We start from the raw sequence: 14,641 nt of genomic DNA, 5'->3' as shown, positions 1-14,641 counted from the left end.
TCCCTTTCGATGTCCCCCGAGAATCATGCCCGACGCCTCCGCCGGAGCACAAAAGCGCCGGACGGGGACCGCCAGGGGTGCCGGTCGGAGCTCCCGGCTCAGAGCGACAGGACGCGCTGCAGCTTGGAGTCGCTGGCCGCGGGCCGCGCGCCGGCCGCGAGCAGCCGCTCCTCGATCCCGTCCAGGAGGGCGGTGCGACCGGCCGGGGTGTCCGGGGCGCCGCTGAGCAGCTCCACCTCCCACTCCCGCCAGCTCTCGGAACCGCCGGAGCGCAGGTTCTCGCCGCGCACATGGTCGTCGCAGAGCTCCGCGAGGTCGAAGCCGGCGGCATCCCGCAGCACCGTGGTGACGCGCGTGTTGACGATGCGGGCGATGGGAGCGAGCGGGAGGTCACCGAGAGGGAGGTCGCCGAGCGCTTGGCCCACGGCCTCGCGCAGGGCGACGGGAGGCTCGTCGCCGTCACCCTCGGAGAGCGCCCAGTGCAGCTCGACCCGGCCCTCCTCCCCCGGCGCCAGCTTCACGTGCCAGCCCTCGTCATGGCCGCCGCGGCGGACGCGCACGGCGATGCGCGCGTTGGCGAGCGTGAGGTCGGCGGTGTCGAGGTAGGTCGCGACCAGCTCGGCGGTCTCGGGCTCCGCCTGCACAGCCACGGCCCCGACGCCGACGAGCGCCGGCGGCGTCGTGTCGGCGTCGACGTCGTACTTGCGCTCGATCTCGACCTGGGTGTGCTGCGGCATGCCCCCCTGTCTAGTCCACTTCGCCGCTGTCGCGAAATCACAAGAGACGCCGTGCCTGCGGTCCGTATGCTGCGGGCATGGACACGACGGAGACGATCACCGCACGCTTCGAGGTCACCGGCTGGGACCCGGCGCCGCTCCCCGGCCTCGACGGCGACGGCGACTGGGTGGGCGCGGTGGTCATGCGCAAGACGTACACGGAGGGGCTCGTCGGGGACTCCGTCGCCCACTTCGTCTCCTCCGGCACGGAGGAGGGCGGCCGCGGCTACCTCGCGGCGGAGCGCATCACGGGAGCACTCCCGGACGGGCGCTCCGGATCGGTGACGGTCCACCACGGCGCGCTTCAGCATCCCGGCGACCCGTCGGCGTTCGGCTACATCGTTCCGGGCACCGGGACCGGCGACTTCGCCGGCTGGACGGGCGCCGCGCGCATCCACCACGACGACCGCGGGCCGTACTTCGTGGTCGAGCTGGACTGACCCAGCTCGCTCTTCACCGCCGCCCACCCCGGCGGTACCCTCGCGGTATGAGCGACACGGGACGAGACGAAGACCTGGACGACTTCCGCGAAGCCCAGGAGACCGACTACGAGCCGGAGCCCGTCGTGCACGACCCCGACGACGTGCCGGTCGACGACGAGGAGGAGGCGGAGGACCGCCTCCTGCCGGACGACGAGCGCCCGGTGCCCCTCGACCCCGACGACGCCGAGATCGCCTGACGGTGACGCCCCCTGACCGCTAGGCGGCCAGCGCGTCCTCCAGGAGGTGGATGAGGGCGTCGAGCTGCACGGAATCGGTCGAGCCGACCTCCTGGTCGCTGCCGTCGAGCGCGCGCGCGGCGAGGCCCTGCTTGGCGTCGATCAGCTCGGCGATCTTGGAGTCGATGGTCTGCGCGGCGATGATCCGCCACGCGGTGACCGGCTCCTCCTGGCCGATGCGGTGCACGCGGTCGATGGCCTGTGTCTGCTCGGCAGCGGTCCACGACAGCTCGGCCAGGACGACGTTGGAGGCGGCCTGCAGGTTGAGGCCGACGCCCGCCGCGGTCAGCGAGCAGACCGCGACCGAGACCTCCGGGTCGTTGTTGAAGGCGTCGATCTCCTTCTGACGGGCGAGCGCCGACTGGTCGCCGCGGATCGAGATCGTCTTGAGGTCGCGGGCGGCGAACGCCTCCTCCGCCGCGTCCATCACGTCGATGTGCTTGGCGAAGAAGACGACCTTGCCCACGGACCGCGCGAGCTGAGCGGTGTAGTCGGAGGCGAGCCCGGCCTTCGCCTGACCGATCTTGCGGACCATCGTGAAGACGTTGTCGCCGGTCTTGCCCGACTTCGAATCCTCCAGCTCGGACTGGGCGACCAGCCGGATGAGGTGCTTGCGGTGAGCCTCGTCGTCGCCGTCGAACGAGTCGGGACGACCGGCGGCGGAGGCGCGCTGGAACTTGGCGACCAGGCGGTCGGCGAGCTCCTTCTCGGCCTGGCGGATGGACCGGCCCAGCTCCCCGTCGAGCTCGACGGGGAGGTCGACCACGCGTCGGCTGGGCAGGTCGGCGGCGACGTCGATCTTGCGCCGGCGGACGATGCCGAGGTCGATCACGGATTCGCGCGCGGCGGCGTAGAAACCGAAGTCGGCCGGGGTCAGCCCGGTCTCCTCGAGCCGCTCCATGAGCGGGTCGGCGGGCTTGTCGCCCTGGATCCAGCCGAGGAACTGCCAGATCGCCTTGAAGTCGTCGATGTCGTTGATCAGCGGCGTACCGGTGAGCGCGATCAGCAGTGGATCGGGCGTGGAGGAGCGGATCGCCTCCGCGAGCCCGAGGACGAGCCGGGAGCGCTGCGAGTGCAGGTTCTTGATGAAGTGCGCCTCGTCGACCACCATGCCCTTGAAGCCGAGCGTGCTCAGCCAGGAGAGGTGGCGGTCGAGCACCTCGTAGTTCACGACGACGATATCGGCGAAGGCGTCGAGCCCCTCCCCGTCGCCGTGGATGACGGTGGCCCTGCGGTGCGGCGTCCAGCGCTCGACCTCGCGCGCCCAGTTCATCTTGACGACGTTGGGGACGACGGCGAGCAGCGGATAGGCGCCGGCGACCGACGCGGCGAGGAGCGACTGGGCCGTCTTGCCGAGGCCGGGCTCGTCGGCGAGCAGGAAGGTGCGGTGCCCCTGGCGCACGCTCTCGATCAGTCGCGCCTGGTGGTGCATCAGCTCCATGCCGGGAGGCGAGTAGCGGTCGATCAGCGGCGCAGGCGGCAGGTCCATGCTGGCGGCCTGCCCGCCGGAGCCGTACTCGAACGACTTGAACAGCGGGCCGAGCAGCTCCCACGAGTCGAGGCGGCGGCGCGGGGCCGACTGCGGGGCGGTCGCCCGGCTGAAATCGGGGGCGAGGAACGGGTTCGAGAGCTGCCGCGCCTTCACCGACGGCGGCACGACCTGCTTCTGCGCCAGCTCCGGAGGGATGACGCTGTCCTGCTTGAGCGGCGGCGCCTCCACCGTGATGATCAGGTCGTCGGGGCTGAGCTCGGTGCCGGACTCCAGCAGCCAGTCGCGCCGGATCTTCTGCGCGGTCGCGGTCGGCGGCGCCTCGCTCTCGAGCAGGGAGATCAGCGAGGTGTCGCGAGCGGCGGTCTTGGCGAGGATCGTCGCGATGCCGTCGAGGCGCTTCAGCTGCTCGGCGCGCTGCGCATCGGTCAGTTCGCTGTCGGCCTTGGCGCGGGCGCGCTCCTCGCGCATGAGGAACGCGATCACCTGGAACTTGGTCCGGTTCGTCGGCCCGAGCTTCTTGCCGTCGGCCGCTTTGGCCTCGACCTCGCGCACTTTGCGGGCGAGGACGGGGATGAGGCCGTCGTTGTTGGCGTGCCGGGTGCGTCGCTGCTGCGGGCGCGACGGGCTGGTGCGCTGGCCGGAAGTGCGCTGACCGGAACGAGACATGGTCCTCCAGTAGGTGCGCCGCGCACTGACGGAGGGCTCGGCGCCGTAGGCATGAGGGCCGGCGCGGTTGCGGGGCGGTGGACCGAGTGGTTCCGCCCGCGCGTCGAGGGCGCCGGGAGCACGGCTTCAGGAACGGCCGCGCGACTCCAGTCTACCGGAGGCTGCGCCGGTCAGCGACGCCCATCCGCCGGGATCTTGATCAGGATTCCCGCGCAGACGAACAGCACGGCGCCGGCGACGTGCAGCACGCGCAGCAGCGTGTCATCGATCGGGAGGGGCAGCACCGGGTTGAACACGATGGCGAGCGGGATCAGCCCCAGCAACCACCACCAGGCGCGCGCCTGTCCGGCGAAGACGCAGAGGATCAGCGCGAGGATGCTCGCGCCGTACTGCACGAACAGGTACCACTCTCCGCCCAGCAGCCCGAGACCCGCGAGCAGGACGATCGCGCCCAGCAATCCGGGCGCGAGGGCGGCGCGGTTGACGGCGGGCGGCTGCGGGGTGCGGGAGGCGGACACGGTAACCGAGTCTACGGCCGCGACGCAGAGCGCCCGCCGGGCGAGACCTCCCGGCGGGCGCGTGCGGAATGTGCGTTCGGAATGTGCAGGGACTACAGGTTGCCCCTCCTGAACAGGAAGGCGCACGGCGGGGCGTCGGACCCGACGCGCACGACGACGGAGGAGGAGCGGGCGAGCTCGACGAACGGGTCGAGCTCGAGACGCGTCATGGGCACGCGGCGCAGCTCGGCATCGGAGGCGATGCCGTTGACCGCGAAGGCGACGTCTGGGACTTCGTAGGGCTCGTCGGCGAGGTCGAGGAACACGATCGGGGACGGGCTGGCGTTGTCGAGCGGGAACACACTGAGGATCGCTTCGGCGGCGGCTTCAGTGGTGGTGTCGTCACCGAGGTGGACGACGGGCGTGGTGATGGTGTTCTCGGGATAGCCGCTGCCGACAAGGGTAAGCGTGTCGCCGTCGTGCATGGCATCCAGAGCACTCAAGAGCGATCCGGACAGCAGCGGGCTGAGGTTCTTCAGCAAAGTCGGGCCTTTCCTGTAAAACGAATATTTCTCAACCCCTGCGTTGAGGATAGACGAACCGGTATGTCCGCCCCCACCCCCCATTGGGGGTACGCACGATGACACGCCAGATGGCTTACCGGTCCAGAAAGCGCGCGTCTGATATCAGAAGCGCCGGAGGCGGAGGCTGTTGAGCACCACGAACACGCTCGAGAACGCCATCGCCGCCCCGGCGATCATCGGGTCGAGCAACCCCAGAGCGGCCACCGGGAGGGCAGCGACGTTGTAGGCGAACGCCCAGAACAGGTTGCCGCGGATGATCGCGAGCATGCGCCGCGCCAGCCGCAACGCGTCGGCGACGAGCACCGGCTCCGGGCGCAGCAGCGTGAGGTCGCCGGCGGCGATCGCGATGTCGGAGCCGCTCCCCATCGCGATGCCGAGGTCGGCCGTGGCCAGGGCGGCCGCGTCGTTCACGCCGTCTCCGACCATCGCGACCCGTCGGCCCTCGCGCTGGAGGCGCGCCACCTCCGCCGCCTTCTGCTCCGGAGCGACGCCGCCGACCGCCCGCGCGATGCCGAGCGGCGCGATGACCGACTGCACGGTCGCCTGGTGGTCGCCGCTCAGGACGACAGGCTCGGCGCCGAGGCCGCGCACAGCCTCCACCGCCCGCCGGGCGTCGTCGCGCAGCGGGTCGCCGATGCCGATCACCGCGAGCGGCCGGCCGTCGACGACCACGGCGACCGCGGTCGCGCCACGGGCCCGCAGCTCGCCGGCAGCGGTCGCCAGCGACGGCGGAAGCTCGTCACCGGCCGAGCGCACCTCCACCGCGCGCCCGTCGACGGTCGCCGTGACGCCCACGCCGGCGACCGCACGGAACCCGGAGACCGGGGCGTCGGAGAGCGCCGCCTCGGCGATGGCGCGTCCGAGCGGATGCTCCGAACCGCGTTCCGCCGCCGCGGCGAGGCGCAGCGCCTCGGCGCCGTCCCGACCGGCGCCGTCGCCGTCCGCGGCATGCACGCCGATGACGGTCATCCGCCCGGTGGTGAGCGTTCCCGTCTTGTCGAAGACCACCGTGTCGATGCGGCCGGCACGCTCCAGCGCATCCGCCCCCGAGAGCAGGATGCCGCGCTGCGCCGCACGCGAGGTGCCGACCAGCAGCGCGGTCGGCGTCGCCAGCCCCAGCGCGCACGGGCAAGCGACGATCAGCACGGCGACCGCCGGCGACAGCGCCGCGGCGGGGTCGCCGGTCACGACGGCCCAGACGACGAAGGTCAGGACCGCGAGGGCGATCACCACGGGCACGAAGACCGCCGACACGCGGTCCGCGAGCCGCTGCGCGCGCGTCTTGCCGAGCTGCGCCTCCTCGACGAGCCCGGCCAGCCGCGCGAGCCGGGTGTCCTCGCCGACGCGGGAGGCCCGCACGACGAGCGAGCCGCCCGCGGCGATCGTGCCTGCCGACACCGCGTCGCCCGCTGTCGCCTCGACCGGAACGGACTCCCCCGTCAGCGCGGACGCGTCGATCGCGGCCGAGCCGTCGAGCACCTCCCCGTCGGCGGCGATGCGCTCGCCCGGGCGGACCACGAACCGGTCGCCGGGGCGCAGCTCGTGCACCGGCACGCGCTGCTCGCGCCCGGCTCCGTCGAGCAGCGACACCTCGCGCACCCCGGCCGACAGCAGCTCTCGCAGGGCGGCACCGGCGCTGCGGCGCGACCGCTGCTCGGCGAACCGGCCGAGCAGGAGGAACGCGGTCACGACGGCGGCGACCTCGAAGTAGACGTGACCGCCGCCTCCGCTCACGAGCACCGCGACGGACCAGGCGAACGCCACGAGCGTGCCGAGCGACACGAGCGTGTCCATCGTCGTCGCGCCGTGGCGGAGGTTCACCGCGGCCGACCGGTGGAACGGCCAGCCGCCCCAGAGCACGACCGGCGCCGCGAGCAGCAGGGACGCCCACTCCCCCGGTGCCGACCGCCAGGCGGGGACCATCGCCAGCAGCACGATGGGGACGCTCAACGCCACCGAGACGATCAGTCGCGGCAGCAGGCGGCGCGGGTCGCCGTCGCGGTCGTCGACGGCGGTGTCCTCCGCGCGGCGCTCCTCGCGGGAGTCGCTCAGCACGCGGGCGCGGTAGCCGGCCTTCTCGACCTCCGCGATCAGCGCGTCCACCGCGATCCCGGGCGGGGCCGTGACGCTGGCGCGCTCGGTCGCGAGGTTGACGGTCGCCGTGACGCCGTCGACGCGGCCGAGACGCTTCTCGACGCGGGCGACGCAGCTGGCGCACGTCATCCCCTCGACGGCGAGGTCGATGCGGGCGGCCGAGCCGGAGGCTGTGGTGGCGGTCATGTCGCTCATAGCGGTGGGAGTCGAAGCAGTGGGAGTCGCTCGGCGGAGGTCAGAGCAGCGGGAGGCGGTCGGCGCGCGCCAGCGTGTAGCCGGCCTCTTCGACGGCCGCGCGCACGTCCGGCTCGGCGAGCGGTACGGCGCTGTCGACGGTCGCCGTTCCGGCGGCGACGTCCACCGTCACGCCGGCAACGCCGTCGATGGCCGTCAGCTCCTCGGTCACCGCGCGGGCGCAGTGGTCGCAGGTCATGCCCAGGATGTCGTACGTCGTCTGCATGTCCAGCAGCGTAGCACAGTACCCCATAGGGGTATATGGGATCAGCGGTATCCTGAAGGGGTGATCGCAGACATCAAGAAGCGTGCCCTCCACCGCACGCGCATCCTCGAGGGCCAGTTGCGGGGGCTGGAGAAGATGATCGAGAACGAGGACTACTGCATCGACATCATCACCCAGTCGCTCGCGATCCAGAAGTCGCTCGGCTCGCTCAACAAGCTCCTGGTCGAGAACCATCTCAAGACGCACGTCTCCGAGATGTTCGAGGAGGGCGGCGACCAGCGCGACGACGCCATCGTCGAGCTGCTCAAGGTGTACGAGCTCTCGAACAACCGCGGGTGACCGTGTCGGACCCCATCGAGATCGTCCCCGGCGACATCACCGACGAGACCGTCGACGCCATCGTCAACGCGGCCAACAGCTCGCTGCTCGGCGGCGGGGGCGTGGACGGCGCGATCCACCGCCGCGGCGGCCCCGCGATCCTGCAGGCGTGCCGCGAGCTGCGCGCGACGACCCTGCCAGACGGCCTGCCGACCGGCCAGGCCGTCGCGACGACCGCGGGCGACCTCGCGGCGCGCTGGGTCATCCACACCGTCGGCCCGGTCTGGTCGTCGCGGGAGGACCGCACCCCGCTGCTGCAGAACGCCTACCGCTCGTCGCTGCGGGTCGCTCGCGAGCTGGGCGCCGAGAGCGTCGCGTTCCCGGCGGTGTCGGCGGGCGTCTACGGCTGGCCGATGGAGGATGCGGCGCGCATCGCGGTCAGCACCGTCCGCGCCGTGCTCTCCTCGGGCGTCGGCTCTGTCGAGCACGTGCGCTTCGTGCTCTTCAACGACGAGGCCCTGGCCGCCTTCCGCGCGGCGGCGGGCCAGTGACGGAGGGGACGGCGAGCGGCGACGCCGCCCTCGACCGCTTCCGCACCCTCCTGCGCCTCCCCACGGTCTCCCGCACCGACGCCGAGACGACCGACTGGCCGGTGTTCGAGCGGTTCATCGACACCCTGCCCGAGCTGTACCCGGCGGTGCACGCGGCCCTCGAGCGGGAGCGCCACGGCCACTCCCTGCTCTACCGCTGGCGCGGCTCCTCGCCCGCCGGCGCGCCGACCGTGCTCATGGCGCACTACGACGTCGTCCCCGCCACCGACGAGGGCTGGCGGCGCCCGCCCTTCGCCGCCACGCTCACCGGAGCCGGCGACGAGCAGCTGCTCTGGTCGCGCGGAGCCATCGACGACAAGGGCGCCCTGGTCGCCATCCTGGAGGCGGTGGAGGCGCTGGCCGCCTCCGGGTTCACCCCCGCCGACGACGTGTACCTCAGCTTCGGCCACGACGAGGAGACGCGCGGCACCGGCGCCCAGGCCATCGCGGCGGAACTGCGGGAGCGCGGCGTGCGCCCCGCGCTCGTCGTCGACGAGGGCGGCGCGATCGTGGAGGGGATCTTCCCCGGCGTCGCCAAGCCGATCGCCGTCGTGGGCGTCAGCGAGAAGGGCATCACCAGCCTCCGCCTCACCGTCGAGCAGAACGGCGGCCACGCCTCCACCCCGCCGCGGATGACCGCGACCGTGCGCCTGGCCCGCGCCATCACGCGGCTGAACGCCCGGCCGTTCCCGTCACGGCTGACCGAGACGAACCTCCGCATGGTCGAGACCCTCGGCGCGCACGCGACCGGTCCGCTGCGCGCGGTGTTCACCCGCGCACGCCGGCTGCGGCCGGTGCTGCACGGCGTCTTCGGCCGGCTGAGCGACGAGACGCGCGCGATCGTGCGGACCACGACTGCGGTGACCCAGCTGAGCGGCGGCCTCGCCGCGAACGCGCTGCCCGAGACGGCGGAGGCGGTCGTCAACGTGCGCATCGCCGTCGGCTCGTCGGTGGCGGAGGCGGTGGAGCACGTGCGCCGCGCCATCCGCGATCCGCAGGTGCGCATCGACGTACTGGATCCGAGCGAGCCCTCCCCGGTGTCGCCGATGGAGGGGCCGGTGTGGGAGCGCGTCGCCGCGGCCGTGGCGGAGGTGCACCCGGGCGCGGTCGTGACGCCGTACGTGATGCTCGGCGCCAGCGACAGCCGCCACTTCACCGGCATCGCCGACGCGGTCTACCGGTTCACGCCATTCGAACTGAGCGCGGAGGAGCGCGGAGCGCTGCACGCCCGCGACGAGCGCATCCGGGTCGCGACGTGGCGGCGCGGCATCGCCTTCTACCGCCACCTCCTCGCGTCGAGTTAAGCGGAACCGCCCAGGTTCGGGAGCTGGATCGCGCGGCTCGAGGGCGGCTGCTGCCGCACCCGCTCCAGCGCGGGGGCCAGCTCGCCGGCCCAGGCCTGGTAGCCCTCCGCGGTGAGGTGGAGGCCGTCCTCCGTGAACGCCGGGTGCAGCTCCCCGTCCTCCTGTGCCATCGCCGGCCAGAGATCGAGCCAGCCGGCGTGCACCGTCGGCGCGAACTGCCAGAGGTGCCGGTTGACGTCACGGATCTGGTCGGCGAACTCGCGCCCGCGCGGCAGCACCGACTGCGCCAGGATGCGCCCCTCCGGCAGCTCCTTGCGCAGCGTGACCAGGATGGTCTCGACATTGCGCACGATGTGCTCGACCGAGCGTCGCCAGGCCAGGTCGTTCGTCCCGACCAGCAGTGCGACCACGGCGGGCCGGGTCTCGACGATCTGGTCGAGCCGGGCGATCACGTCGTCGGAGGTGTCGCCCGCGACCCCGAGGTTGACGATGTCCTCGCCCGGCAGCAGCGCGGGCCAGTCGCCGTTGCGCGTCAGGCTGTCACCGACGAGGACCAGCGGGCCATGACCCGTTCCGTATCCATCCGTCATCCGCGCCCTCCTCGCCTCCCCTCCATCCTCCCTCACATCGAGCGAGGTCGGAAGGAGGGCGGGGAGGGCCGGACGACCGGGTCAGATCAGCGACTTGGTGTGCCAGACCGTCTTCGTCTCGGTGAAGAACGCGATCCGGTCGAGCGACGGCGCCGCCGCGTCCGGTCCGTTCTCCGGCGTCAGCACGCGCTTGAGCGTCTCGGCCGCCGCGATCTGCAGGTCCACCCAGTCGAGCGCTCCCGCGCCGACCAGGTCGAGCGCGTTGACGTCGGCGTGCGACGCGAGCCATGGCGCGATCTCGGCCGGGGAGCCGGTGAGGATGTTGACCACGCCGCCCGGCACGTCGCTCGTCGCGAGCACCTCGCTGAGGCTGATCGCCGAGAGCGGGAAGCGCTCGCTCGCCACCACGACGACCGTGTTGCCCGCGACGAGCACCGGAGCGATGGCGCTCACGAAGCCGAGGAGGCTGGAGTCCTGCGGCGCGATCACGCCGACGACACCGGTCGGCTCCGGCACCGAGATGTTGAAGTACGGTCCGGCGACCGGGTTGGCGTTGCCCGCGACCTGCGCGAACTTGTCCGCCCACCCGGCGTACCAGACCCAACGGTCGATGGCCTCGTCGACCTGCGCACCGGCCGCGGCCTCGGAGACGCCCTCGGCCTGGCGGATCTCGTCGATGAACTGGGCCCGGCGGCCCTCCATCAGCTCCGCGATCCGGTAGAGGACCTGCCCGCGGTTGTACGCCGTCGCCCCGGCCCAGCCGGAGAGCGCGCCGCGCGCGGCGACCACGGCGTCACGGGCGTCCTTGCGGGAGCCCTTCGCCGCGTTCGCGAGGAACGCGCCCTTGGCGGAGAGTACCTCGTAGGTGCGGCCCGACTCGCTGCGGGGGAACTTCCCGCCGATATAGAGCTTGTAGGTCTTCGGCACGGCCAAACGGCTCATTTCGTCGCTCCCTTGCGGGTCAGGCGGGCGGGGATGGTGGTGGCGGCGGACAGCGAGCGGCCCGGCACCAGGTAGGCGCCGAGACCGTGACGGCCGCCCTCGCGGCCGTAGCCCGACTCCTTGTAGCCGCCGAAGGGGCTGGCCGGGTCGAAGCGGTTGAAGGTGTTGGCCCAGACCACACCGGCGCGCAGCTTGTCGGCGATCGCGAGGATGCGGCTGCCCTTGTCGCTCCAGATGCCGGCCGAGAGGCCGTACGGCGTGTTGTTGGCCTTGGCGATGGCCTCGGCCGGGGTGCGGAAGGTCAGCACCGAGAGCACAGGGCCGAAGATCTCCTCACGGGCGATCCGGTGGCTGGTCGAGACGTTGTCGAAGATCGTCGGCGCGAACCAGAAGCCGTTCTCCGGGATCGCGCAGTCGGCGGTCCAGCGGTCGGCGCCCTCCGCCTCCCCGATGTCGGAGAGCTCGCGGATGCGCTGCAGCTGCTCGGCGCTGTTGATCGCGCCGATGTCGGTGTTCTTGTCGAGCGGGTCGCCGAGGCGCAGAGTCGACAGCCGGCGCTTGAGCCGGTCGACGACCTCGTCGTGCACGCTCTCCTGCACCAGGAGGCGGCTGCCCGCGCAGCACACGTGGCCCTGGTTGAAGAAGATGCCGTTGACGATGCCCTCGACGGCCTGGTCGATCGGCGCGTCGTCGAAGACGATGTTCGCCGCCTTGCCGCCGAGCTCCAGGGTCAGCTTCTTGTCGGTGCCCGCGACCGAGCGCGCGATCTCGCGGCCGACGGCGGTGGAGCCGGTGAAGGCGACCTTGTTCACGTCGGGGTGCGAGACCAGCTCGCGGCCGGTCTCCCCCGCGCCCGTCACGATGTTGACGACGCCGGCGGGGAGGTCGGCCTGCTGCACGATCTCGGCGAACAGCAGCGCGGTCAGCGGCGTGGTCTCCGCCGGCTTCAGCACGACGGTGTTGCCCGCCGCGAGAGCCGGTGCGATCTTCCACGCCAGCATGAGCAGCGGGAAGTTCCACGGGATCACCTGCGCGGCGACGCCGAGGGCGCGCGGCGCAGGCCCGAGGCCCGCGTGCTCCAGCTTGTCGGCCCAGCCCGCGTAGTAGAAGAACCAGGCCGCGACGAGCGGGACGTCGACATCCCTGCTCTCCTTGATCGGCTTGCCGTTGTCGAGGCTCTCGGCGACGGCGAGCTCGCGTGCGCGCTCCTGGACGAGGCGCGCGATGCGGAACAGGTACTTGCCGCGGTCGCTGCCGCTCATCCGCGACCAGACGCGGTCGTAGGCGCGGCGGGCGGCGGTCACCGCGCGGTCGACGTCGGCGGCGTCGGCCGTCGCGATCGTCGCGATGTGCTCCTCCGTCGCGGGCGAGATGGTCTGGAACGGCGTGCCGCTCCCGTCGACGAACTCGCCGTCGATGAAGAGGCCGTACTGGTCGCGGAGGGTGAGGATCGACCGCGACTCGGGGGCCGGGGCGTATTCGAGGAAGCTCATGGTGTGCCTTCGGGGTGGAGGGTCAGTCGATCGTCACGTAGTCGGCGCCGGAGTAGTGGCCGGTGGCCACCTTCTGGCGCTGCAGCAGCACGTCGTTGAGGAGGCTGGAGGCGCCGAACCGGAACAGGTGCGGCTGCAGCCAGTGCTCGCCGACGGTCTCGGCGACCGTGACGAGGTACTTGATGGCGTCCTTGGCCGAGCGGATGCCGCCCGCCGGCTTCACCCCGATCTCCTCACCGGTGAGGAGGTGCCAGTCGCGCACGACCTCCAGCATCAGCAGGGTGGTGGGCAGCGTCGCGGCGGGGCTCACCTTGCCGGTCGACGTCTTGATGAAGTCGGCGCCGGCGAGGATGCTCAGCCAGGAGGCGCGGCGGATGTTGTCGTAGGTGTTCAGCTCGCCGGTCTCGAGGATGACCTTGAGGTGGGCGGAGGTGCCGTCCTCGCGGCGGCACGCCTCCTTGACGGCCACGATCTCATCGAAGACGAGTCCGTACCGGCCGGAGAGGAAGGCGCCGCGGTCGATGACCATGTCGATCTCGTCGGCCCCGGCGGCGACGGCGTCGCGGGTGTCCGCGAGCTTCACGGGGAGGGACGCGCGGCCGCTCGGGAACGCGGTCGCCACCGCGGCGACGGCGATGCCCGCGTCGGTGTCCGCGGCGTAGTGGTGCGCGCCGAGCGCCTCCACCGCGTACGGGACCATGTCGCCGTACACGCAGACAGCGGCCGGTCGCGGCGTGGCCGGGTCGGACGGGTCGGGCGTGATCGCCTTGGCGACGAGCGACCGGACCTTGCCGGGGGTGTCGGAGCCCTCGAGCGTCGTCAGGTCGATCAGCTCGATCACCTTGTCGAGCGCCCAGGCCTTGCTGGAGGTCTTGATCGAGCGGGTGCCGAGTCCGGCCGCCCGCTGCTCCAGGCCGACGGCGTCGACACCGGGGATGCCGCCGAGGTAGCGGCGCAGCGAGCCTTCGGTCAGGTCGCCGCCCAGCACCTCCACGGCGCGGGCCGCCGGCGCGAGCGCGCGCACGGGCGGGGTGGTGGATTCGATGGTCACGTCATTCCTTCACTGTGATGGCGTCGGAGCCGGTGCGGTCCTGAGAGGGGACCGAGCGGCCGAGGAGGTCGTTGGCGGTGGCCTCGTCGGTGATGAGCGTGGTGCAGAGCCCGCTCGCGACGACGGCGTGGGCGACCCGGTGCTTCGCCTCGCCGGCGATGACGGCGATGCTCGTGCGGGCGGAGCGCAGCTCCTCCAGCGAGATGCCGAGCGTGCGGCCGTCGAGCTCGGGGTCGGCGACAGCGCCGGTGTCGGTGATGAAGCGCCCGACGACGTCGCCGACGGCGCCCTTCGCGGCGAGGCCGGCGACGTCCGACGACGAGAGGTAGCCGGAGTCGACGTGCACCGAGCTGGCGTCGACCACGCCCGCGCTGAACAGGTAGGCGTTCGCGCTGCGGGCGAGCTGCAGCACGGACTGCACCGACCGGTCGGCCTCGATCGCGCGACGGGTCGCCGCGTGCTCGAAGATCGCCGGACTCGGGAGGAGCGTCGCGGTGCCCTGGGCCTTGCGCGCCATGACGACGGCGGTGTCGGCGGCGGCGGTCGCCTGCCGGGTGCTCGACACGCTCCCGTTGATCTGCACGGGGTTCACGCCGACGGCCCAGCCGGGGCGGAGGCGCGCGGCGACAGCGTGCAGCGTGCGGCCCCAGCTCACGCCGAGCGTGCGCGGGACCGGACGGAGGGTGGTCAGGTAGTCGGCGGCGGCCTGCGCCACGCGGGCCTGCACGTCGGCGTCGGACTCGGCCGCCGGGACGACGACGGCGTCCTCCAGTCCGTAGAACCCGCACAGCTCGCGCTCCAGCGAGAAGCGGCGGGCGGAGGGGTGCACGATCTCGATCCGGACGAAGCCGTGCTCGCGCGCGGCGACGAGCAGGCGGCCGACCTTCCACCTGCTCACGTTGAGGGCGACGCCGATCTCGTCCTGGGTCTTGCCCGCCTCGTAGTACAGCTCTGCGGCTTTCACGGCGAGGATCTCGTCGGTATCGTTCAGGGCCACCAGAACAGTGTAGGCAGAGGTGCAACGCATGCGCATCGGCTGCTCAAATGAGCATCCGGCTTCTCGTCT

General features: G+C 72.2%; 16 protein-coding genes. 5 read left to right on the top strand and 11 right to left on the bottom strand.

Going from position 1 to position 14,641, the window contains the following annotated elements; translation table 11 throughout:
* Positions 1-98 precede the first annotated feature (98 nt).
* Positions 99-737, bottom strand: a complete 639-nt coding sequence (locus P5G50_RS09830) for a CYTH domain-containing protein (protein WP_301212582.1) — start codon at positions 735-737, stop codon at positions 99-101.
* 77 nt (positions 738-814) lie between these two features.
* Between P5G50_RS09830 and P5G50_RS09825 the strand changes: the two genes are divergently transcribed.
* Both P5G50_RS09825 and P5G50_RS09820 read left to right on the top strand, forming a co-directional pair.
* A complete protein-coding gene (locus P5G50_RS09825; protein ID WP_301212583.1) occupies positions 815-1,216 on the top strand; it encodes a DUF3224 domain-containing protein in 402 nt (133 codons plus the stop codon).
* A 47-nt stretch (positions 1,217-1,263) separates the two neighbouring features.
* Positions 1,264-1,455: a hypothetical protein gene (locus P5G50_RS09820; RefSeq protein WP_301212584.1), complete on the top strand. Its 192-nt coding sequence runs from the start codon at positions 1,264-1,266 to the stop codon at positions 1,453-1,455.
* 19 nt (positions 1,456-1,474) lie between these two features.
* Here the strand turns inward: P5G50_RS09820 and P5G50_RS09815 are convergent, their stop codons facing one another.
* The 5 genes from P5G50_RS09815 to P5G50_RS09795 form a co-directional block, all read right to left on the bottom strand.
* Positions 1,475-3,652, bottom strand: coding sequence for a DEAD/DEAH box helicase (locus tag P5G50_RS09815; protein WP_301212586.1), 2,178 nt, complete (start codon positions 3,650-3,652; stop codon positions 1,475-1,477).
* 170 nt (positions 3,653-3,822) lie between these two features.
* Positions 3,823-4,170, bottom strand: a complete 348-nt coding sequence (locus P5G50_RS09810; RefSeq protein ID WP_301212588.1) for a DUF6804 family protein — start codon at positions 4,168-4,170, stop codon at positions 3,823-3,825.
* Between the two features lie 92 nt (positions 4,171-4,262).
* Entirely contained in the window at positions 4,263-4,691 is a 429-nt protein-coding gene (locus tag P5G50_RS09805) for an RbsD/FucU domain-containing protein (RefSeq protein ID WP_301212589.1), read from the bottom strand.
* A gap of 144 nt (positions 4,692-4,835) precedes the next feature.
* Positions 4,836-7,013, bottom strand: a complete 2,178-nt coding sequence (locus tag P5G50_RS09800; RefSeq protein WP_301212590.1) for a heavy metal translocating P-type ATPase — start codon at positions 7,011-7,013, stop codon at positions 4,836-4,838.
* 49 nt (positions 7,014-7,062) lie between these two features.
* On the bottom strand, positions 7,063-7,287 hold the full coding sequence (locus P5G50_RS09795) for a heavy-metal-associated domain-containing protein (protein ID WP_301212591.1): 225 nt from the start codon (positions 7,285-7,287) through the stop codon (positions 7,063-7,065).
* A 60-nt stretch (positions 7,288-7,347) separates the two neighbouring features.
* On the opposite strand from P5G50_RS09795, the gene P5G50_RS09790 reads away from it, so the two are divergent.
* Genes P5G50_RS09790 through P5G50_RS09780 form a run of 3 tightly spaced genes read left to right on the top strand, consistent with a single transcriptional unit; the run spans position 7,348 to position 9,499 of the window.
* Positions 7,348-7,626: a metal-sensitive transcriptional regulator gene (locus P5G50_RS09790; protein ID WP_301212592.1), complete on the top strand. Its 279-nt coding sequence runs from the start codon at positions 7,348-7,350 to the stop codon at positions 7,624-7,626.
* Positions 7,627-7,628: 2 nt separating this feature from the next.
* On the top strand, positions 7,629-8,156 hold the full coding sequence (locus P5G50_RS09785) for an O-acetyl-ADP-ribose deacetylase (protein ID WP_301212616.1): 528 nt from the start codon (positions 7,629-7,631) through the stop codon (positions 8,154-8,156).
* A complete protein-coding gene (locus P5G50_RS09780) occupies positions 8,153-9,499 on the top strand; it encodes a M20/M25/M40 family metallo-hydrolase (protein WP_301212593.1) in 1,347 nt (448 codons plus the stop codon). Before P5G50_RS09785 ends, P5G50_RS09780 begins: the two co-directional genes overlap by 4 nt.
* On the opposite strand, the gene P5G50_RS09775 is transcribed toward P5G50_RS09780, so the two are convergent.
* The 5 genes from P5G50_RS09775 to P5G50_RS09755 all read right to left on the bottom strand — a co-directional run bounded on the left by P5G50_RS09775 (position 9,496) and on the right by P5G50_RS09755 (position 14,572).
* Complete coding sequence (locus P5G50_RS09775; RefSeq protein ID WP_301212594.1) at positions 9,496-10,089, bottom strand: SGNH/GDSL hydrolase family protein; 594 nt, start codon at positions 10,087-10,089, stop codon at positions 9,496-9,498. The genes P5G50_RS09780 and P5G50_RS09775 overlap by 4 nt on opposite strands.
* An 81-nt stretch (positions 10,090-10,170) precedes the next feature.
* The gene (locus P5G50_RS09770; RefSeq protein WP_301212595.1) at positions 10,171-11,031 is read right to left on the bottom strand and encodes an aldehyde dehydrogenase family protein; all 861 of its coding nucleotides are present in this window, start codon (positions 11,029-11,031) and stop codon (positions 10,171-10,173) included.
* Entirely contained in the window at positions 11,028-12,524 is a 1,497-nt protein-coding gene (locus P5G50_RS09765; protein WP_301212596.1) for an aldehyde dehydrogenase family protein, read from the bottom strand. The genes P5G50_RS09770 and P5G50_RS09765 overlap by 4 nt, the downstream gene beginning before the upstream one ends.
* Before the next feature lie 22 nt (positions 12,525-12,546).
* Positions 12,547-13,575, bottom strand: coding sequence for a deoxyribose-phosphate aldolase (gene deoC, locus P5G50_RS09760; RefSeq protein ID WP_301212597.1), 1,029 nt, complete (start codon positions 13,573-13,575; stop codon positions 12,547-12,549).
* A gap of 1 nt (position 13,576) precedes the next feature.
* Positions 13,577-14,572 carry a sugar-binding transcriptional regulator gene (locus tag P5G50_RS09755; RefSeq protein WP_301212598.1) on the bottom strand — a complete coding sequence of 332 codons (996 nt, stop codon included), beginning with the start codon at positions 14,570-14,572 and terminating at the stop codon, positions 13,577-13,579.
* Positions 14,573-14,641 lie beyond the last annotated feature (69 nt).

Origin of the sequence: Leifsonia williamsii, from assembly GCF_030433685.1 — a bacterium.
In the GTDB taxonomy this organism is placed as follows: Bacteria; Actinomycetota; Actinomycetes; order Actinomycetales; family Microbacteriaceae; genus Leifsonia; species Leifsonia williamsii.
The sequence above is the reverse complement of the archived record's forward strand: the minus strand, read 5'-3'. Positions and strand labels throughout refer to the sequence as shown.